Genomic DNA, 19,265 nt, shown 5'->3' with positions numbered 1-19,265 from the left:
TCTATGGGCAACTGGATGGCGAAGGGAAACCTCGAACGCTCGAACCACGGGCGCAGTGGGATGAAATCGGAAACGTGCCGGTCTGGACACATCCGCTCGCAACGTCTGATGCGCGGTCTTGCGTGCTGGCTCGCCCTGCAGACCGCGTTGACGGCGCCGCTGGCGTCGGCGGCTGAAGCCGTGGCGGCGGCATCGAGCCGCGCAGGCGCAGAGACAGGAACAAACACCGGCACAAACACTGGCACAAGCACCGGCACCGCAGGCGCTGCGGCGCCGGCCGCTCATACCGGCGCCGCGACGGTCGCCACCGGGGTCGGCAGCGTGCGCGCGCCGGGCCCCGCCGTGCCGTTCGATCCGAACACGATCGCGCAAGCGCCATTGGCGACACCCACGCCGGCACTCGCCGCGTCGTCGGTGAAGGCGCTGGGCATCAGGACGCCGACCACCGCCGAGCCGGGCACGCTGGTGCCGGGCGGCCGCCGTCAGACGCTCACCTTTACCGACCTCGGCGCGCTCGATCCACTGCAGCTGCGCGGCACCGACGGCCAGAACGGCGTCGCGTTTTCCGTGCGCAGCGACGAAGTGGTGACCGGTGCGGTCCTGCATCTGGTCTATAGCTATTCGCCTGCGCTGCTCCCGAATATCTCGCAGCTGAAGGTGCTGCTGAACGGTGAAGTCGCCGCGACCCTGCCGGTGCCGCACGAACAGGCCGGCATGCTGGTGGCGCGCGAAGTGTCGATCGATCCGCGCTTCATCGGCGAATTCAATCACCTGAACGTGCAGTTGATCGGCCATTACACGCAGAGCTGCGAAGACCCGGCGAACTCGTCACTGTGGGCCACCGTCAGCAATGCGAGTTCGCTCGATCTGACCTATGCGTCGCTCGCCAGCAAGCCTGACCTCGCGGCGCTGCCGCAGCCGTTCTTCGACCGCCGCGACGTGCGGCGCCTGGAGTTGCCGTTCGTGTTTCCGCGACAGCCCGGCGCGGCCACGCTCGAAGCGGGCGGCATCGTGGCTTCGTGGTTCGGCGCGCTCGCCGGTTACCGCGGCGCGGTGTTTCCGACGCAACTGGATAGCGCGCCGCTCTCCGGCAACGCGGTGGTGTTCGCCACGTCCGATCAACGCCCGGCAGGCGTGACGATTCCGGCGATCTCCGGGCCGACGATCGCCGTGGTGGATCGCGAAGCGCCGGCGCGCGGCAAGCTGCTGCTCGTGCTCGGCCGCACCGAGGCCGAACTGAAAACCGCCGCCAGGGCGCTCGGCATCGGCCAGAACACGCTGACCGGTCCGAGCGCGACGATCACGCAATTGACCGAGCTCGCGCCGCGCGTGCCGTACGACGCGCCGAACTGGCTGCCGACCCATCGCCCGGTACGGTTCGGCGAACTCGCCGACGCGCGCGATCTGACCGTCTCGGGCTACGACGCCGACGCCGTGCGCGTGAATCTGCGCGTGCCGCCCGATTTGTTCATGTGGCACACCAAAGGCGCGCCGATCGATCTACGCTACCGCTACACCGTGCGCCCGCTGCGGGACCGTTCGTCGCTGAACATCAGCGTCAACAACGGCTTCGTGCAGGCGCTGCCGATTCCGGCGGAGTCGGCCTCGGTGTTCGAGCTGAGCCGTTACTTCGCCAGCGTGTTGCCCGACAAAACCGCCGAAGCGCGCCACACCGTCCATATCCCGCCGCTGCTGCTGACGCCGCGCGCGCAGGTGCGCCTGCATTTCTTCTACGACATTCCGAATACCGGCGAATGCCACGGCGCCCTGCTGGAAAACGTGGTCGGCGCGATCGATCCGAATTCGACCATCGACCTGTCGTCGTTCCCGCACTACATGGCCCTGCCCGATCTGGCGGCGTTCGCCAACACGGGCTTCCCGTTCACGCGGATGGCCGACCTCTCCGAAACCGCGGTGATCCTGCCGAACGACGCCACGTCGAGCGACTACAGCCTGTACCTGCTGGCGATGGGCCGGATGGGCGCATCGACCGGCTATCCGGTGACCGGCGTGAGCGTCGGCACCTCGAACGACGTCGACCGGTTCGCCAGCAAGGACCTGCTGATTCTCGGCGCGCCCGGCCGTCAGCCGCTGCTGCAACGCTGGGCCAAGTCGATGCCGTTCTCGAGCGACGGCAATGCGCGCACTTTCCAGCTGTCCGATATCGTCTTCAAGCTCGAAGACTGGTGGCATGGCGAACGCGGCGTCGAACGCTCGCCGGCGCGCGCCGATCTGACGCTGGTGAGTTCGAACGGCGACGCGCTTCTGACCGGCTTCGAGTCGCCGTTGCAGAAGAACCGCAGCGCCGTTGCGCTGGTGAGCGCAGCCGGCCAGTCGGACGCCGATCTCTCCGCCGCCCTGCTCGACGCCGACGTGCTGCCGCAGATTCAAGGCGCCATGGCCGTGATTCACGGCCGCACCGTGACGATCACGTCGAACGGCGAGGCGTACTATGTCGGCCACCTGTCGCCGCAGGAGTATCTGCGCTGGGCGCTGTCGTCGCATCCGCTGCTGCTGATGCTGGGCGGCGTGCTCGCCGCGCTGGTCATCGCCGGCCTGTTCTACCGGACGCTGCGCTCGATCGCCGCGCGCCGCCTGAAAGACTAATAGGACTGTCATGCAGGTTCGAATCAATACGACATGGGTGGCGCTGACCGTGGGCCTCGGCATCGGCCTCGGCCTTGCTGCGTCCACGGGTTTCGCCAGCATCGTGAAGGTCGCGCAGACCACGGCCGCGCCCGGCGCATGCGGCGACTGGAGCGCGTACCGCACTTTCGTCGAGCGTTTCGTGCAGGCCGATGGCCGCGTGATCGATTACTCGACGCCGGCTCAGCAGACCACCTCGGAAGGCCAGTCGTACGCGATGTTCTTCGCGCTGGTCGCGAACGACCGCGCCACCTTCGACCGCTTGCTGAACTGGACCCGCACCAATCTCGCGGGCAATCAGTTCGACGCACAGAACGTACGGCTGCCGTCATGGCAATGGGGTAAGAAGCCGGACGGCTCGTACGGCGTGCTCGATCCGAATTCCGCGTCCGACTCCGACCTGTGGATCGCCTACAACCTGCTGCAAGCTGGCCGCCTGTGGCACGAGGCCGGTTATACGCAACTCGGTCAGGCGCTGGCCGCGCAGATCGCGCGCCAGGAAATGACGCAACTGCCGGGCGTCGGCCCAATGCTGTTGCCTGGGCCGCAGGGCTTCAGGAACGGCAACGTGACGCGTTTGAATCCGAGCTACCTGCCGCTGCCGGTGCTGCGCGCGCTGGCCCGGGAGGTGCCGAACGGCCCGTGGAGCAAGCTCGCGGACAGCGCGTACAGGCTCGTCAGGACCACCTCGCCGCAAGGTTTCGCACCCGATTGGGCGGCGTGGCAAAACGGCCAGTTCGTGGTCGATCCGAAGAACGGCGACACCGGCAGCTACGACGCGATCCGCATTTATCTGTGGGCCGGTCTCGCGTCGCCCGCCGATCCGCTCGCGAAACCCTGGCTCGCGGCGCTCGGGGGCATGCGCGCGAAAATCGAGCAAACCGGCATTCCGCCCGAGAAGGTCTCGTCGACCACCGGGACGGCGAGCGGCGAAGGACCGTTGAGCTACTGGGGCGCGCTCGCGCCGTACTTCAAGGCGCTCGGCGACGAGCACGGCCTCGGTCTCGCGCGCACCCATCTGGCTGCGCTCGACGCCACTGTGCCGGGCCGCGACCCTGTCTATTACGATCGTGTGCTGGGCTTGTTCGGCACCGGATTCATCGACGGCCGCTATCGTTTCGACGAAACCGGCCGTCTCGTGCCGAGCTGGAGAACTGCATGCGATTGAGCGCCCTTGCGTTGTCATTGCGCTTCGCGCTGAGTCTCACGGCCGTCTGCCATGTCGCGACGGTCTCGCCTGCCGCGTTGGCGCAGGCATCCAAAGATCCGCTGAACGTGCTGATCGATCAGGGCAAGTACTGGCAATCGCATCAGCGCGGCGACCTCGCCGAGCAGGCCTGGCTCAAGGTGCTGCGTATCGATCCGAAGCAGCCCGATGCGCTCTTCGGCATGGGCATGGTGCTCGCCGACCGCAAGGACGGCGCGGGCGCGCAGCAGTATCTGGCACGTCTGAAAGCGGTCGCGCCGAACTATCCGAATCTGGACGAACTGGGCCGGCGCCTCGGCGAATCGAGTCTGCGCGACCAAACTGTCAACGATGCACGGCGGCTCGCGCAAAGCGGCCAGAGCGCGAGCGCGGTAGAGGAATATCAGCGCGCCCTGAGCGGCAAACCGGCCACGCCGGCGCTTCAGCTCGAGTACTACCAGGCGCTCTCGGCCACGCCGCAAGGCTGGGATCAGGCACGCCGCGGTCTCGAACAACTGGCGCGCGACAATCCCGACGACCCGCGTTACGCGCTCGCCTATGCGCAGCATCTGACCTATCGCGACGTCACGCGCCGCGACGGCATCGCGCGGCTGCAAAAGCTCAGCACCGACAGCACGCTCGGCGCGGCGGCGCAGAAAAGCTGGCGCCAGGCGCTGCTGTGGCTCGACGCGCGGCCGTCCGATGCCGCGCTGTATCAGGCGTATCTGCAAGTCGCGAGCGACGACGCCGCGGTCAAGGCGCGCTTCGATTCGATGGTCCAGCAGGACAAGGCGGCACACGAGCGCGCGCAGGAAAACGCTAACGTCGATGCGCGCGGGCGCACCATCGCCGATGGTTTCGCCGCGCTCGATCGCGGCGACCTCGGCACGGCGCGCGCGAAGTTTTCGTCGGTGCTGGCGAACAGTCCGAACGACACCGACGCGCTCGGCGGCATGGGCATCGCCGCGTTGAAGCAGGAGCACTTCGCCGAGGCCCGCAACGATCTGGAGCGCGCCTCGCGCAGCGGCAATCCGGCGCGCTGGAAAACCGCGCTCGATAGCGCGACCTACTGGACCTACACCAGCGACGCGATCGGCGCACGCAGCAACGGCGAATTCGCGAAGGCGAAGTCGCTGTTCGAACGCGCGATCGCGCTGAATCCGTCCGACGTCACCGCGCAGGTGCTGCTCGGCGAGATGCTGCTCGCGAACCATGATCCCGCCGGCGCGGAGCAGGCGTACCGGATGGCGTTGCGCCGCCAGGCCGACAATCCCGACGCGATTCGCGGCCTCGTCGGCGCGCTCGCCGCCCAGGGGCGCGGCGACGAAGCGCTGCAATTCGCCAATCAGTTGAACACGGCACAGCAGTCGAAGGCCGGCGGCATCAACCGTCTGCGCGGCGAAGCGCAGGCCGCGCAGGCGCGCGCCGCCGAAGCGCGCGGCGATCTGGGCGCGGCGCGCAGCCTGTTCGAAGACGCGCTGCTCAATACGCCCGACGATCCCTGGCTGCGTCTGGACCTCGCGCGCATCTACGTGCGCCAGGGCGCGGTCGCGAACGCGCGCAGCATGATGGATGGCTTGCTCGCCGCGCATCCGGACATGACCGACGCGCTGTATGCGAGCGCGCTGCTGTCGGCGGAAACGCAGGACTGGGCAGCGGGTCTCGCGCAACTCGAACGGATTCCGGCCGCGCAGCGCACCGACGCGATGACCACCTTGCAGCACCGTTTGTGGGTGCATCTGCAGGCCGACATCGCCACGCGGACGGCGCGCAACGGGCAGCGTCAACAGGCGCTCGCGACGCTGCATGCCGCCGAACCCGTCGCCGGCAACAGCCCCGAACTGATCGGCGTGCTCGCCACCGGCTATCAGCAGGCGGGCGACCCGAACCGTGCATTGAGCCTCGTGCGCGGCGCGATGAACGCCGCGCCCGGCAACCCGGATTTGCTGCTGCAATACGCCGGCATTCTGTCCGCCACGCGGCAGGACGCCGAACTCGGCATGGTGATGCGCCGGCTCGCGTCGATGCAACTGACGCCGCGGCAACGTACGGATTTCGACAATCTGAATCTGGGGATCGTCGTCAAGCAATGCGATGTGGTGCGTCAGCGCGGCGATCTCGCCAGCGCTTACGACGTGATCGCGCCGTGGCTCGCGGCGATGCCCGACAATCCCGATCTGCAAGCCGCGCTGGGCCGCCTCTATTCGAGCGCCGGCGACGACCGCAACGCGCTCGCGAGCTATCGCGTCGCGCTCCAGCGCCGGCCCGACGACCTGAATCTGCTGCAAGCGACGATCCCCGCCGCGGTCGGCGCGAAACAGTTCAGCTACGCCGAATCGCTCGCGAAGCAGGCTCTCGCTGCCGCGCCCGGCGATCCGGGTGTGCTGGCTACGGTCGGCCGCATGTACCGCGCGCAAGGCAAGCTGTCGCTCGCGTCGACTTATCTGCAACGGGCGCTGATCGCCGCCAACACGCCGCTGATGAACAACGCCGGGCGCACGGGCGCCAACGCGCCGGGCAACGTGCCGCGCGGGTGGGAAGCCGCAACGGCACGGCTCGGCGCGACGCCGCTGCCGGGCACCAATCCGTTCGAAGGCAAAACCGCCACCATCACGCCAACCGATGCCGACAACGCCGCGCTAGCGGGCAGCGGCTTCAATGCCGCGCGTGCTTCGCTCCCGTATTCGCAGTCCTCCTTGCCGACGCAGACCGTGCCGAACTATCCGCCGCCCTCGCAGCCCGCGCCGTATGTTGCGCCTTATGGTGCGCCTTCTGTTGCACCGTCCACGGCGCCCGCGCAGCCGTATGCGCCGAATGCCACGCCCACCGCTGTGCCTTATAACGCGCCCCGTCCGGGCGTCGACTCGGGCGGCTACGGCGAGGAGACCTACGGGTCGAGCCAGTCGGGCGCGCCGTTGCAGCCTTATCCGGATCAGGGTCAGGCGCAGGCGCCGATGCAGCCGATGCAACCAGCGCCGCAACAGCAGTACAACGCAGCTTATCCGCAGCAGGCCGCGGCGCCGTATCCGCAGCAGGCACCGGACGGCTACACGGCGACGCCCTGGCCGATGTCGCCGGCCGCGCGCGCAGCGCAGGCCAACGCCGGGGCGACGCAACAGCCGCGTTATACCGGCTCGACGGCGAGCACCACTCGTTCGACCAGCAAGAAGCAAAGCGCGTCGAACAAGAACCGCAACGAGCAGACTTACGCGCAAGCGCCGTATGGGCAGCAACAGGCCTACGCGCAGCAGCAACAGCCGTACTACGGTCAGCAGGCTTATCCGCAGCAGCAGGCCTATGGGCAGCAGCCTTATCAACCGTACCCGCCGCAGCAGCAGGCCTACGGGCAGCAGCCTTATCAGCCGTATTCGCAGCAGCAGCCGAATACCAATCAGGGCTACTACGCTCAGCAACAGTTATACATTCCACAACCGCCGACCGGTTACGCGCAGCCGTATTACCCGCAGCAGCCCGGTGTAAACGGCACCGGCAACGGCAGCAACTACGCGTCGTCGAATGCCGGGAACGCGCGCGCAGCGGATACGCAAACGCTCGGCGTCGCCGAAGAACTGGCGCAGATCAATCGCGAGCAGGCGAGCACGGTGTCGGGCGGGATCGTGTTCCGCAACCGCAGCGGCGAAGACGGACTGTCGACGCTCACCGACATCGAAGCGCCGGTCGAGGGGCGCATCAAGGCGGGCAACGGTCATATCGTCGTGACGGCGACGCCGGTGACGCTCGATGCCGGCACGGCCGCGGGCAGCGTCTCGACGCTCGCGCGTTTCGGCGCGGGATTGTCCACCAGCGCGTCCAAATCGGCGGCGCAGGCCGGAACGAACAACTACGGCAGCCAGACTTCGAGCGGCGTGGGCCTGTCGCTCGGCTATGAAAGCCGCAATATCGACGGCGACGTCGGCGTAACGCCGCTCGGCTTTCGCGAAGTGAACGTGGTGGGCGGCGCGCAGTACAACGGCGGCATCACCGACAAGGTGTCGTATTCGCTGGCCATCGCACGCCGCGCCGTCACCGACAGTTTGCTGTCCTATGCCGGCGCGCACGACGCGGCCTCCGGTCTCGAATGGGGTGGCGTCACCTCCAACGGCGGCCGCGGCAGCCTTGCATGGGACGACGGCACGAGCGGCCTGTACACGAACGCCTCCTTCCAGCTGTTCACGGGTCACAACGTGGTGACCAATAACGCCGTCAAAGGCGGCGGCGGGGTCTACACGCGCGTGTTGAAGGACGCCGATCAGACGCTCACGGTCGGGCTGAACACGACACTGATGCATTACAACAAGAATCTGTCGTACTTCACCTATGGTCAGGGCGGCTATTTCAGCCCGCAACAGTATGTGATCCTGAATCTGCCGGTTGAGTGGACCGGCCGCAACGGCCCATTTACCTATGATGTGAAAGGCTCGATCGGCGTGCAGCACTATCGTCAGGACGCATCGAATTACTTCCCGCTCAACGACGGTAGCACCCGCCAGGCCGATGCCGCGTCGAATGCGAAGTCTATCGGCACCAGTGTCGTGACCGACCAGGTGTATCCCGGCCAGAGCAAGACCGGCCTGTCGTATTCGCTGAGCGCCGTGGGCGAATATCAGCTGGCGCCGCAGCTTGCATTCGGCGCGACGGCTTCGCTCGGCAATGCCTATGAATATCGCGAGTGGCTCGCCGCGGTGTATGTGCGTTACAGCTTCAGCAAGCAAACCGGCTTGCAGCCGTTCCCGCCGACGCCGCTTACTTCGCCGTATTTGTCGCTGTCGAATTGATTTGCTGTTCGCAGCATGGCTGATGGGCTGTTCGGTCGACCGCCGAGCGCCGCATGGGCGTCGTACGGGACCCTTTGAGTTATCCCCAGTTTTTGTGAGCAACACTGTGGATAAGGTGCTCGCCTTGCTCGCAAGTCGTTGAGGTTTAAGGGTTAGTAGTGTTTGACCCGTTCATGGGTCCGGGCTTTGGACGACTGCCTGCGGCGTGGGAGCTTGCCTGATTTCTTTGCCTTACTCGGCGCGACGGCTGTGCGCCGAGTAAGGTAAAAAACCCCCGCTTCTAGCCTACAATTATCTTTGCAGCGAACACGACCTCAAGCACCGGGAATCATCATGTCTGCCGAGCACGAAACAAAACCCGCTGCCAGCACTGTGGAGGGCCCGCAAAACCACAGGCGGCTGTCCATCGCGACGCGCAATGTTCTGATGATCGCCGTCGGCCTGATCGTGTTCGTCATCGTTTCGACCATCGTGCTGTACCAGACGATCGCTTATGGCGACGCGGTTCCCAATTTCGGCATCATCCTGATGATGACCGTGCCCGTTATCGCGGGCGTGGCGTTCCGGGTCGGGTTGGATGCGTGGCTGGACAAGGGTTGATCGAGTTGAGCGGCAGTACAACCCACACCTCCAGCCAGCCCGCCTCGCGCGCATAGAACTGCACGCTGCCGCCGTGCAGCCGCGCAATCCGCTCGACAATCGCAAGTCCCAGGCCCGTGCCGCCGCTGTGCGCGCGCATTGCGGCCACGCTGAACAGCAGGGTGCCGGCGCCGACTCGCCGCATCTGCACGACGGCGAGCCGCGCCCGATTGCGCTCAACCGGTCAGAATCCGCGCGGCAAGCGCCAGCGCGAGGGCCGGCAGCATCACCACGACGCCGACTTTCAGAAACTTCATGAAGCTCACGTCTTCGCCCTCGCGGCGGATCGCGTTGAGCCAGAGGATTGTTGCAAGCGAGCCGGTAATCGACAGATTCGGGCCCAGATCGACGCCGATCAGCAGCGCATCGATCACGCGCTCGGGGCTGTGCGCCTGCATCAGCGTCGAGCTTGCGATCAAACCGGCCGGCAAGTTGTTCATCAGATTGCTGCCGATCGCGATGATGCCGCCGGCTGACGCCGCCGTTGCCAGTTCGCTGTGCGGCGTCGCGCGTTGCACGATACCGGCCAGCGTGGTGATGATGCCGGTGCGATCGAGCATTTCGACCAGCACGAACAACGCGGCCACCAGCGGCAGCACGCTCCACGAGATTTCCCTGATCATCGGCAGCGGCGACTTGCGCTCCTGAATCAGCACGACCGTGGCGGTCAGCGCGCCGAGTATCGCGGTGGGCAGGCCGAGCGGGATATCGTATGCGGAGACCGTCAGCAGGACGATGGCGGTAACCGCGATGCCCGCGAGCGCGACGCGTCCGCTCGACGACAACGCGAGCGGCTCGAGATTCGCCTCGCACTCGCCCGCGAGCGCCTCGCGCTGGGTCCAGCGCAACAGCGCGTAGGTGGCGGCGATCGACAACAGCGAAGGCAGCGTAAAGCGCATCAGCCACATGCCGAGCGCGGGCGTGTGATTGCCGTACAACACCAGGTTGGCCGGATTCGAGATCGGCAGCACGAAGCTGGCGGCATTCGCGATGAACGCGCACACGAACAGCAGCGGCAGAGGATGCGTTTTCGCTCGCCTGGCGGCGGCGAACACCGCGGGCGTGAGAACCACGGCGGCGGCATCATTGGAGAGGAATGCGGTGATGACCACCCCCACCAGATAGACCAGCAGGAACAGCTTTTTTGGCGAACCTTTCGCGTGGTTGACGGCCAGCACGGCGACCCAGTCGAACAGGCCTTCGCGGCGGCCGACTTCGGACAGCACCATCATGCCGAACAGGAACAGGTAGACGTCGGTGCCTTTTCCCACCGCCTGGATTGCCAGGTCGACCGGCAAAAGCCTGAGCGAGACCAGCAGTAGCGCGCCGGCTACGGCCCAGACGGCTTCAGGCCATTTGAAAGGACGGGTGATGACGCCGGCCGTGGCGGCCGCGGCGATACCCCAGGACAGGACAATGGCACTCACTAACGGGATTCCAGGTGGGATGACGCGTGGGAATGAAGGATGAACCCGGCAGGATACCCGAAGTGAGGCGCGGGCCTCGCGACGACGTGGTGGTCCGTCAAAGGTTCGCCAAAGCCGCACGACCGGCGCGCGCCGACGAAGCACCCGTGCCCGCATATAGCCGCGGTAACGAGGCACGAACCGGTTGACTCCGGCCACATTAGCTTCACCACGACAACAATCTGTTCTCCACCACCCGGCTATTCAGTTTTAGTTGTCTTACCTACTATCCACACTTGCACCCTTGCACGCGGCATGCGCTACAGCGATATGCGGCATACGCACAACACCCACGCGGCACATACCAGGCACACATCAGGCGAGCATGAGACAGATGAATTCCCTTCCTTCGGATATCGACCGCTACAGCGGACCGGCCATTGCCTTGCACTGGCTGATCGCGCTGCTGATCGTATGCGGGTTCTATATCGGCTGGATCATGACCGATATCCCCGGCTTCACGCCGACCAAGCTGAAGTATTTCTCGTGGCACAAGTGGATCGGCGTCACGGTATTCGTATTGGCTGTCGCGCGCGTATTGTGGCGCGCCACCCACCGCGCGCCGGCGCTGCAAACCGCCCTACCCACCTGGCAGAAGGCTGCGGCCCATCTCGTGCACGGCGTGCTTTACCTGCTGATGCTGGCAATTCCGCTATCCGGCTACCTGTATAGCTCCGCCGCGGGCATTCAGGTCGTTTATCTCGGCATCGTGCCGCTGCCCACGCTCATCGGCCCGGATCAGGCGCTCAAGGCCACGCTGCGCACCGTTCACGTGCTGCTCAATTACACGCTGCTGGCGCTGGTCGCCATGCATGTGCTGGCGGCGCTCAAGCATCAATTCGTCGATCGCGACGGATTGCTCGCGCGCATGATTCCGCTCCTCAAGTAAGGAGCGATTCGCTCCTGCATGTTGGCAATCTAATTCCCAGCGGCGTTCAATCAACGCGCGCGGGTTCGATAGGATGCGTACCACTATGAAATCAAACCTCTCTCACTCGATTCTCGCCGGCGTTGCCGCCCTGTCCTTGCTCGGCGCGGGGCTCGCGCACGCCGATGTCGACGCGAGCAAAAGCAGCGTCGTTGCAACGACCAAACAGATGAACGTGCCGGTAGACGGCAAGTTCAAAAAGTTCTCGGCGCAGCTGAATTTCGATCCGGCCAAGCCCACCGCCGGCAGCGCCAACGTGTCGATCGACACCGGCAGCTACGACCTCGGCGCCGACGACTACAACAAGCAGGCGCAAGGCAAGGAATGGTTCGATAGCGCGACTTATCCGGCCGCGACGTTCGTGTCGAGCGCGATCGCGCCGGCCGGCGGCAATCAGTACAGGATCACCGGCAAGCTCACGATCAAGGGTAAATCGCAAACCGTCGTGGTGCCGGTCACGATCGCCAGCCAGGGCGCGACGCAGACCTTCGACGGCTCATTGCCGATCAAGCGCTCGCAGTTCGATGTCGGCACAGGCGAATGGAAAGACACGTCGGTCGTCGCCGACGAAGTCGTCATCAAATTTCACATCGTCGCGGCGAAGAAGTAACTAACGCGTAGAGGCGACCCCGCACTTTTTTAGCGCCTCTTTTGAACCTTTAGCGCCTCTTTTGGCGCTCCTTTTGTTGTCTTATTTGCTGCCTTATTAGTTGCCTTAGCTGGCACCTCTTTTTGCACTTTTTTGTTACCTGGAGAAGAACTTGAAGAAACAACTTTTGCTCGCCGCCGGCGCGCTCGCCGCAGCCATGTCGTTCAACGCAATGGCCGCCGCCGACACGTACCAACTCGACCCGACGCACACGTACCCGAGCTTCGAAACCGACCACTTCGGCGGCCTGTCGAACTGGCGCGGCAAGTTCAAGAAGAGCAGCGGCACTGTCGTGCTCGATCGCGCGGCGAAGACCGGCACGGTCGACGTGACGATCGATATGAGCTCGATGGATATCGGTAACGACAAGCTGGACTCGGAACTGGTCACGGACAAGTTCTTCGACGCCGCGAAGTTCCCGACCGCGACCTACAAGGGCACGCAGATTCGCTTCGACGGCGACAAGCCGGTGGAAGTGATCGGCACGCTGACCATGCATGGCGTGACCAAGCCGGTCAACCTGAAGATCGAATCGTTCAAGTGCATCATGAACCCGATGCTCAAGCGCGAAGTGTGCGGCACGGAATCGACCGCGACGTTCAATCGCGACGACTTCGGCGTCGACTTCGGCAAGACCTACGGCTTCAAGATGCTGACCACGCTGAATATTCAGGCTGAAGGCATCAAGCAGTAACAGTGAGCAGCACGGTGCCTTGCCCAGGCGGAGCAAGGTACTATGATGGTTCGGCATCCGGCGCGCGGCGAAGCATTCCAAGCGCGTCCGGAGGCCCGACGCAGCAAGCCACAGCAAGCCATACGCGGGGCGGCACCGGCTACATGCTGACGTTCCTGCCCCGCTGCTGTGACCCGCTGCTGTGACCCGTTTCCGCCACTCATGAGTTCTGCAAGCCGCCGCATCGCGCACCTGGACATGGACGCGTTCTACGCGTCGGTTGAGCTTTTGCGCTACCCGGAATTGCGCGGCAAAGCGGTGGTGATCGGCGGCGGCCGCAATAGCGCGCCGCAAACGCTGGAAGACGGCACTCGCCGCTTCGCGCGTCTGCGCGATTACGCGGGTCGCGGCGTGGTCACCACGTCGACCTATGAAGCCCGCGCGCTCGGCGTGTTCTCCGCGATGGGCATGATGAAAGCCGCGCTGCTCGCGCCGGACGCGATTCTGCTGCCCACCGACTTCGATTCGTATCGGCACTACTCGCGTCTGTTCAAAGCGGCGGTCGCCACGTTTACCGACCGGATCGAAGACCGCGGCATCGACGAAATCTATCTCGACCTCACCGACCTGCCCGGCGAGCCGCGCGAGATTGCCGCGCGCATCAAACAGGCGGTCTATCAGGCAACCGGCCTCACCTGCTCCATCTGCGTGGCGCCGAACAAGCTGCTGGCGAAGATCGGCTCCGAACTCGACAAACCCGACGGCCTAACGATTCTGACGCCCGCCGACGTGCCGCTGCGGGTCTGGCCGCTACCGGTGCGCAAGGTCAACGGGATCGGGCCGAAGGCGGCGGAAAAGCTCACGGCGCTCGGCCTCGCCACCGTAGGCGATCTGGCGGCCGCGGACCTGGGGCTGCTGCAGGACCACTTCGGCCGCAGCTATTCGGCGTGGCTCACGCAAGTCGCGCAAGGCTACGACGAGCGGCCGGTGGTGGTCGAATCCGAGCCCAAGTCGATGAGCCGCGAGACGACTTTCGAACGCGATCTGCATCCGCGGCACGACCGGCCGGCGTTGTCCGCGTCGTTTACCGGCTTGTGCGTGCGGGTCGCGGAAGACCTCGTGCACAAGGGTTACGTGGGCCGGACCGTGGGCATCAAGCTGCGTTACGACGACTTCCGCACGGTCACGCGCGATCTGACGCTGGACGAACCGACTGCGGATGCCGCTGAGATACGGCGCGCGGCAACCGAATGTCTGAGGCGGGTGGAACTGAACCGCAAGCTGCGGCTGCTAGGCGTGCGCGTGAGCGCCTTGACGCCGGCCAATGCGCAAGCCGTCAAGCAACGCTTGCCGGTTCAGGCCGATTTGCCCTTTACCAGCGACGAGTAACTCGCGGTTTCAGCGGGCACGCCGGCGTTCGAGCGCGCCGCCGGCATGTCGCTCTCCGTGCGCGACGCCGCAATCGAAAACGCAAACGTGTTGATGCCGTGCGCGCTCTCCACCGACACCGTGCCGCGATGCATCTCCGCAATCGCCTTCACGATCGCCAGACCCAGCCCGTGGTTTTCGCGGCTATTGGTGCGCGACACCTCGGCGCGATAGAAGCGGTCGAACAGGTGTTCGAGCACCGCGGCCTCGATCGGCTCGCCGGGATTGGCCACCGCGACCCGCAAACGATCCTCTTCACGCGAGATCGTCACGGTGATCGCCGTGCCGGGCGTGCAGTGCTGGATCGCGTTCATCAGCAGATTCGTGCAGGCGCGGCCGAACAGCGAGCGGTTCACGCGCGCCATCGCGTCGCCGTGCAATTGCGCATGCACGCGCGCTTCCTCGAGCGGAATCTCGAGAAACTCCAGCGTATGCGCGACTTCCGCGGCGAGCGACAGTTCGACCAGACCGGTCGCCCGCTCGCCCTGATCGGCGCGGGCGAGGAACAGCATGTCGTTGATAATCGTGCGCATGCGTTCGAACTCTTCGAGATTCGATTGCAGCGTGTGACGCAGATCGTCGACCGAACGGTTGCGCGTCAACGCCACTTCGGTCTGCCCGATCAGAATCGTCACCGGCGTGCGCAGTTCGTGCGCAACGTCCGCGTTGAACGATTCGAGGCGGCCATACGCGCCGTCCAGCCGTTCGAGCGCGCCGTTGAACGAATTGGCCAGGTCATTCAACTCGTGCGGCAGCGAGGCGGTATTCAGGCGCTGCGAGCGGTTGTTCGGGCTCACCTCGGAGGCTTCCCTCGTCAAGCGCGTCAACGGCGCGAGGCCGAGCCGCGTCACCGAGTAACTGAGCAGGAGCACAGCCAGACTGCCTAACGCCGACAGCGCAGCGAGCGCCAAACCGAACACGCGCATGGTGTTCACGTTGGGCGCACAACTGGCGGCGACTTGCAATTGCACGGGCGGACGCGGGCCGTAAGCCGGTATCGTCTTCGTAATGGTAAGCAGGTCCGCGCCGCCGCCGGCCGGCGAAATGCGCGTATAGCCGCCCTCCCAGCTCCTCACCACCCGACCCTCGACCGGCTTGCCGTAGTGGAAATACGGATCGGCGCTCGACACCGAATACACGGTGCTGCCGTCGCGCGGCGTCATGTCGGTGAGTTTTTCGCGCGCCATGCGCCATTTTTCCGGCGTCACCGAGTGATAGACGATGATGCGAGCAATCTCGGTGCGGCCGTCGAGCGAATCGCGCAGGTGACCTTCGAGTTGCGTGCGCAGCACCAGAAACAGCCCCGTGCCGACCAGCGTGAACACGAACAGCGCAACGAGCGCGAACATCAGCGCGAGGCGGCGGGCGATCGACCGGTTCATGGCTGCTCGGCCTCTTCACGCACTTCGAGCACATAGCCCATGCCGCGCACGGTGTGCAGCAGCTTCGAAGGAAACGGGCCGTCGAGTTTGGCGCGCAAGCGTTTGATCGCGGTTTCGACCACGTTCGTATGGCTGTCGAAATTCACGTCCCACACCAGTTCGGTGATCGCCGTTTTCGACAGGATGTCGCCTTGCCGGCGCGCCAGCACGCTGAGCAACTGAAATTCCTTGGCGGTCAGGTCGAGACGCACGCCGTCGCGTGTCGCCCGCCGGCCGATCAGATCGACGAACAGATCGCCGACGGAGATCAGCGTCGATTCCTGCGAACGCGTGCGGCGCGCGAGAGCATGCAGGCGCTCGACCAGTTCGAGAAAGGAAAACGGTTTGGTGAGGTAGTCGTCCGCGCCTTCGCGCAGGCCGCGCACGCGGTCGTTCACATGATCGCGCGCGGTCAGCATGATGACCGGCGTCGACTTGCGCATGCGCAGCGCCTTGAGCACACTGAAGCCGTCGCGTTTGGGCAGCATCACGTCGAGCACGATCACGTCGTAATCGAATTCGGTCGCCAGATGCATGCCTTCCTCGCCGTCGAGCGCAACGTCGACGACCCAGCCCTGCTCCGTCAAACCGGAGCGCAAGTAGTCCACCACCTTGTGCTCGTCTTCAACGATCAGCAATTTCATGCGCGTCCCCTTGTGTCTGCATTATACGAAACGCTTCGCCGTCCCTTCGCCGCCCTCTTTCCTGCGCGCCGGTGCCATCCTGTATGCGGCTCACTTGACGGGAGCCATCGCCTCCTTCGTATCCTGCGCCGGCCGGCTGGCGAGCTTGCCTGCCGTTGCGTCAGCGGCTTCCCAGCCGCCGCCGAGCGCCTTCACCAGCGCGACCGACAAGGTCATCTGCTGGCCGCGGATCTGCACGTCCTGACGCTCGCTCGTCAACAACTGCTGCTGCGCGGTGATGACGTCGAGGTAGGCGACGAGGCCGCCCAAATAGCGGTCGTTGGCGAGCGACAGCAGATGCTGCGCATCGGCCACCGCTTCCTGCGATTGCTTCGCCGCGCCGTCCAGCACCGACAGGCCGGTGATGCCGTCCTGCACCTGCTGGAACGCGTTGAGCACGGTCTGCCGGTAGTTCGCCTCGGTGGCCTTGTAGCCTTCGCTCGCGAAGTCGAGGTTCGCCGCCCGCCGGCCGCCGTCGAACAGCACCTGGCCGGCCGCCGCGCCTAGCGTCCACAGCAAGGTGGGCGCGCTCAGCAAACTGGCGAACTGCGTGCTCTCCCAACCGATGCCCGGCGTCAGCGTCAGGCTCGGAAAAAACGCCGCTTTGGCGACGCCGATCTGCGCATTCGCGGCGGCCATCGCGCGTTCTGCCGACGCGACATCCGGACGGCGCTGCAACACGTCGCTCGGCAAGCCAAGCGGGATCGGCGGCACCTGCGCGTCGAGCACCTTGGGCTCGATCGCGAATTGCGGCGCGGGCACGCCGACCAGAGCGGCAATCGCGTGTTCGAATTGCGCGCGCTGATTCAGCAGCAATTGCGCCTGCACGCGGGTCGCATCGAGTTGCGCTTTCTGCTGCAACACGTTCAACCCGGACACCGCGCCGAGCTCATGCTGGGACGTCACATAGTCGAGCGCCTTCTGCTGCAACTGCACCGATTGATTCAACACGTCGATCTCGGCGTCGAGTTCGCGCAGCGAAAAGTAACTGGTGGCGAGGTCGGTGCTCAGCACGAGCCTCGCGTTGGCGAGGTCATCGGCCGATTGCTCCGCCGAGGCCGTCGCGCCCTCCACCTGGCGACGTATCCGGCCGAATAGATCGGTGTCGTAGTTGATCGACGCGCCGAGCTGAAAATTGTTCTGTACCGTCGACTGCGTCGGCGTGGCGTAGTTAGTGAGCGGACGGCTCTTCGAAATCCTGAAGCGCGACGCCGACGCAGCCAGATCGACCTCGGGAATCCGTTGCGCGCTGATATTGGCGAGCGTCGCCTTGGCCTGCGCATAATGTGCGCTGGCCGCGGCCAGCGTCTGATTCTGCGCGAGCGCCTGATTTTCCAGCGTGGCGAGCGTCGCATCGCCGAAGCCGTTCCACCAGTCGGGCGCGAGCGGCGCGTGCGAAGGCGCGGCCACGCGCCAGTAGGAATCGGTATGCCAGGCCGGCGGTACCTCGGCTTGCGGTCGCCGATAGTCCGGCCCGACCGTGCACGCGGCCAGCAACGCGGCGCTCGCGGCGGCCGTCAGCATGACTGCCGCCGGTTTCACGGCGCCCCCTTGCCGCTCTTTTGCGGCTGCGCGATCTGCACATGATCGCCATCCGCGATCGAATCGCTCGGGTTGATGATGATCCTGTCGGTCGCCTCGATCCCGCTTTCGATCTCGAGCGACTGCCCCAGATCCTGCGCGATCACGATCTTTTGCAACTGCACGTTGCCATTCGCGTCGACCACGGCGACCCTCGGACCTTCGGCGCGAAACAGCAGCACATTGCCCGGCACCATCAGGCGCGCATGGGCGGCGGCCGGCAACGCAACCTGCACATAGGCGCCGGGGCGCAGCTTGCCGTCGGGATTCGGCAGGGTCACTTCGATTTGCAGCGAGCGGGTCGGCACGTCGATCGCGCCGGCGATGTGCGTGATCGCGCCGTGAAACTGCTGCCCCGGCAGTTCCGCCTGGGTCACGACCACGTTCTGTCCATCGGCGACGTTCTGCGCGTACGCCTGCGGCAACTGCACATAAACGCGCAGCGGGTCAGATTGCGCGAGCGCGAACAACGCACGGCTCGTGCCGCTGCCCGCGTCGATCAGATCGCCGACGTCGACATTGCGCTGCGTGACGACGCCTGCGAACGGCGCGACGATGCGCTTGAACGATTCGAGCTGCCGCAGGCGCTGCACGTTGGCGTCGGCGGCGGCGAGATTGGCGAGGCCCTGCGCGTAGGTGCTTTGCCGTTCGTCGAGCTCCTGCTGCGAGACCGCATCGCGCTGACGCAACTGCTGCCAGCGCTCCAGCGAACTCTTCGCGAGACCGAGACTGGAGCTGGTTTGCTGGCGTTGCGCAAGAGCCTGCGCGAGTTCCTGATCGATTTCAGGCGTATCGAGATCGGCCAGCAATTGCCCCTGCTTCACGCGCGTGCCGATATCGGCGTACCAGTGCAGCAGATAACCGGTCGAGCGCGCGTAGATCGGCGATTCGACGTTGCCGCGCAAGGTGCCCGGCAGCAAGGTACTGCCGCCGCCTTCGGTTCGCGTCGGGCTCACCACGTTGACGTACTGGACAGCGTTTTGCCGCGTCGTCTCGGCCACCGTCCGGCTTTGCAGGACATCCACGACCACGGTGCGCAGCGCGCCCACGGCGAGCAGTGCGAGGACGATCCAGACAGCGATCCTCGCGCGCTTCCACTCGCGATTGCGCGGCGGCAATGCGTGGCCGCTTTCAGTTTCACGCGAAGGGATCGCTAGCGATGCATGAGTTTTTTCGGTCATCTCAGTCAG

Annotated in this window: 13 protein-coding genes and 1 pseudogene; 8 read left to right on the top strand and 6 right to left on the bottom strand. The window is 65.3% G+C overall.

What is annotated here, in order from left to right:
- Positions 1-3: 3 nt before the first annotated feature.
- The 4 genes from bcsB to DLM46_RS19305 all read left to right on the top strand — a co-directional run bounded on the left by bcsB (position 4) and on the right by DLM46_RS19305 (position 9,207).
- Entirely contained in the window at positions 4-2,607 is a 2,604-nt protein-coding gene (gene bcsB, locus DLM46_RS19320) for a cellulose biosynthesis cyclic di-GMP-binding regulatory protein BcsB (protein ID WP_115102669.1), read from the top strand.
- A 10-nt stretch (positions 2,608-2,617) separates the two neighbouring features.
- On the top strand, positions 2,618-3,814 hold the full coding sequence (bcsZ, locus tag DLM46_RS19315; RefSeq protein ID WP_115102667.1) for a cellulose synthase complex periplasmic endoglucanase BcsZ: 1,197 nt from the start codon (positions 2,618-2,620) through the stop codon (positions 3,812-3,814).
- Positions 3,805-8,607, top strand: coding sequence for a cellulose synthase subunit BcsC-related outer membrane protein (locus DLM46_RS19310; protein WP_115102665.1), 4,803 nt, complete (start codon positions 3,805-3,807; stop codon positions 8,605-8,607). Before bcsZ ends, DLM46_RS19310 begins: the two co-directional genes overlap by 10 nt.
- Positions 8,608-8,940: 333 nt before the next feature.
- A complete protein-coding gene (locus tag DLM46_RS19305) occupies positions 8,941-9,207 on the top strand; it encodes a hypothetical protein (RefSeq protein WP_115102663.1) in 267 nt (88 codons plus the stop codon).
- Here DLM46_RS19305 and DLM46_RS19300 read toward each other — a convergent pair.
- Together DLM46_RS19300 and DLM46_RS19295 are read right to left on the bottom strand one after the other, a co-directional pair.
- Positions 9,152-9,359: pseudogene (locus DLM46_RS19300) on the bottom strand (ATP-binding protein); the annotation flags it as partial. The gene DLM46_RS19305 and the pseudogene DLM46_RS19300 overlap by 56 nt on opposite strands.
- Before the next feature lie 63 nt (positions 9,360-9,422).
- On the bottom strand, positions 9,423-10,673 hold the full coding sequence (locus DLM46_RS19295) for an arsenic transporter (protein WP_115102661.1): 1,251 nt from the start codon (positions 10,671-10,673) through the stop codon (positions 9,423-9,425).
- Positions 10,674-11,046: 373 nt separating this feature from the next.
- Here DLM46_RS19295 and DLM46_RS19290 point away from each other — a divergent pair, with 373 nt between their 5' ends.
- The 4 genes from DLM46_RS19290 (at position 11,047) to dinB (ending at position 14,351) form a co-directional block, all read left to right on the top strand.
- Positions 11,047-11,601, top strand: a complete 555-nt coding sequence (locus tag DLM46_RS19290; protein ID WP_115102659.1) for a cytochrome b — start codon at positions 11,047-11,049, stop codon at positions 11,599-11,601.
- Positions 11,602-11,686: 85 nt separating this feature from the next.
- The gene (locus DLM46_RS19285; RefSeq protein ID WP_115102656.1) at positions 11,687-12,250 is read left to right on the top strand and encodes a YceI family protein; all 564 of its coding nucleotides are present in this window, start codon (positions 11,687-11,689) and stop codon (positions 12,248-12,250) included.
- Between the two features lie 151 nt (positions 12,251-12,401).
- Complete coding sequence (locus DLM46_RS19280) at positions 12,402-12,983, top strand: YceI family protein (protein ID WP_115102654.1); 582 nt, start codon at positions 12,402-12,404, stop codon at positions 12,981-12,983.
- Positions 12,984-13,184: 201 nt separating this feature from the next.
- Entirely contained in the window at positions 13,185-14,351 is a 1,167-nt protein-coding gene (dinB, locus tag DLM46_RS19275; RefSeq protein ID WP_115102652.1) for a DNA polymerase IV, read from the top strand.
- Here the strand turns inward: dinB and DLM46_RS19270 are convergent.
- From DLM46_RS19270 to DLM46_RS19255, 4 genes are all read right to left on the bottom strand, one after another.
- Positions 14,318-15,772, bottom strand: a complete 1,455-nt coding sequence (locus DLM46_RS19270) for a heavy metal sensor histidine kinase (protein ID WP_115102650.1) — start codon at positions 15,770-15,772, stop codon at positions 14,318-14,320. The two genes, dinB and DLM46_RS19270, sit on opposite strands and share 34 nt — an antisense overlap.
- Positions 15,769-16,455, bottom strand: a complete 687-nt coding sequence (locus tag DLM46_RS19265) for a heavy metal response regulator transcription factor (protein WP_064269182.1) — start codon at positions 16,453-16,455, stop codon at positions 15,769-15,771. The genes DLM46_RS19270 and DLM46_RS19265 overlap by 4 nt, the downstream gene beginning before the upstream one ends.
- 90 nt (positions 16,456-16,545) lie before the next feature.
- Positions 16,546-18,018 (bottom strand): efflux transporter outer membrane subunit, encoded by a 1,473-nt coding sequence (locus tag DLM46_RS19260; RefSeq protein WP_115103145.1) that lies wholly within the window; start codon positions 18,016-18,018, stop codon positions 16,546-16,548.
- Between the two features lie 14 nt (positions 18,019-18,032).
- Positions 18,033-19,256, bottom strand: coding sequence for an efflux RND transporter periplasmic adaptor subunit (locus DLM46_RS19255; protein WP_115102647.1), 1,224 nt, complete (start codon positions 19,254-19,256; stop codon positions 18,033-18,035).
- Between the last annotated feature and the right edge of the window lie 9 nt (positions 19,257-19,265).

Source organism: Paraburkholderia lacunae (assembly GCF_003353175.1).
GTDB classification, from domain to species: Bacteria; Pseudomonadota; Gammaproteobacteria; order Burkholderiales; family Burkholderiaceae; genus Paraburkholderia; species Paraburkholderia lacunae.
The sequence above is the reverse complement of the archived record's forward strand: the minus strand, read 5'-3'. Positions and strand labels throughout refer to the sequence as shown.

Coding starts and splice junctions, on each gene's coding strand:
- bcsB (WP_115102669.1), top strand. CDS start 4: ATGGGCAACTGGATGGCGAAGGGAAACCTCGAACGCTCGAACCACGGG.
- bcsZ (WP_115102667.1), top strand. CDS start 2,618: ATGCAGGTTCGAATCAATACGACATGGGTGGCGCTGACCGTGGGCCTC.
- DLM46_RS19310 (WP_115102665.1), top strand. CDS start 3,805: ATGCGATTGAGCGCCCTTGCGTTGTCATTGCGCTTCGCGCTGAGTCTC.
- DLM46_RS19305 (WP_115102663.1), top strand. CDS start 8,941: ATGTCTGCCGAGCACGAAACAAAACCCGCTGCCAGCACTGTGGAGGGC.
- DLM46_RS19290 (WP_115102659.1), top strand. CDS start 11,047: ATGAATTCCCTTCCTTCGGATATCGACCGCTACAGCGGACCGGCCATT.
- DLM46_RS19285 (WP_115102656.1), top strand. CDS start 11,687: ATGAAATCAAACCTCTCTCACTCGATTCTCGCCGGCGTTGCCGCCCTG.
- dinB (WP_115102652.1), top strand. CDS start 13,185: ATGAGTTCTGCAAGCCGCCGCATCGCGCACCTGGACATGGACGCGTTC.
- DLM46_RS19270 (WP_115102650.1), bottom strand. CDS start 15,772: ATGAACCGGTCGATCGCCCGCCGCCTCGCGCTGATGTTCGCGCTCGTT.
- DLM46_RS19265 (WP_064269182.1), bottom strand. CDS start 16,455: ATGAAATTGCTGATCGTTGAAGACGAGCACAAGGTGGTGGACTACTTG.
- DLM46_RS19260 (WP_115103145.1), bottom strand. CDS start 18,018: ATGCTGACGGCCGCCGCGAGCGCCGCGTTGCTGGCCGCGTGCACGGTC.
- DLM46_RS19255 (WP_115102647.1), bottom strand. CDS start 19,256: ATGACCGAAAAAACTCATGCATCGCTAGCGATCCCTTCGCGTGAAACT.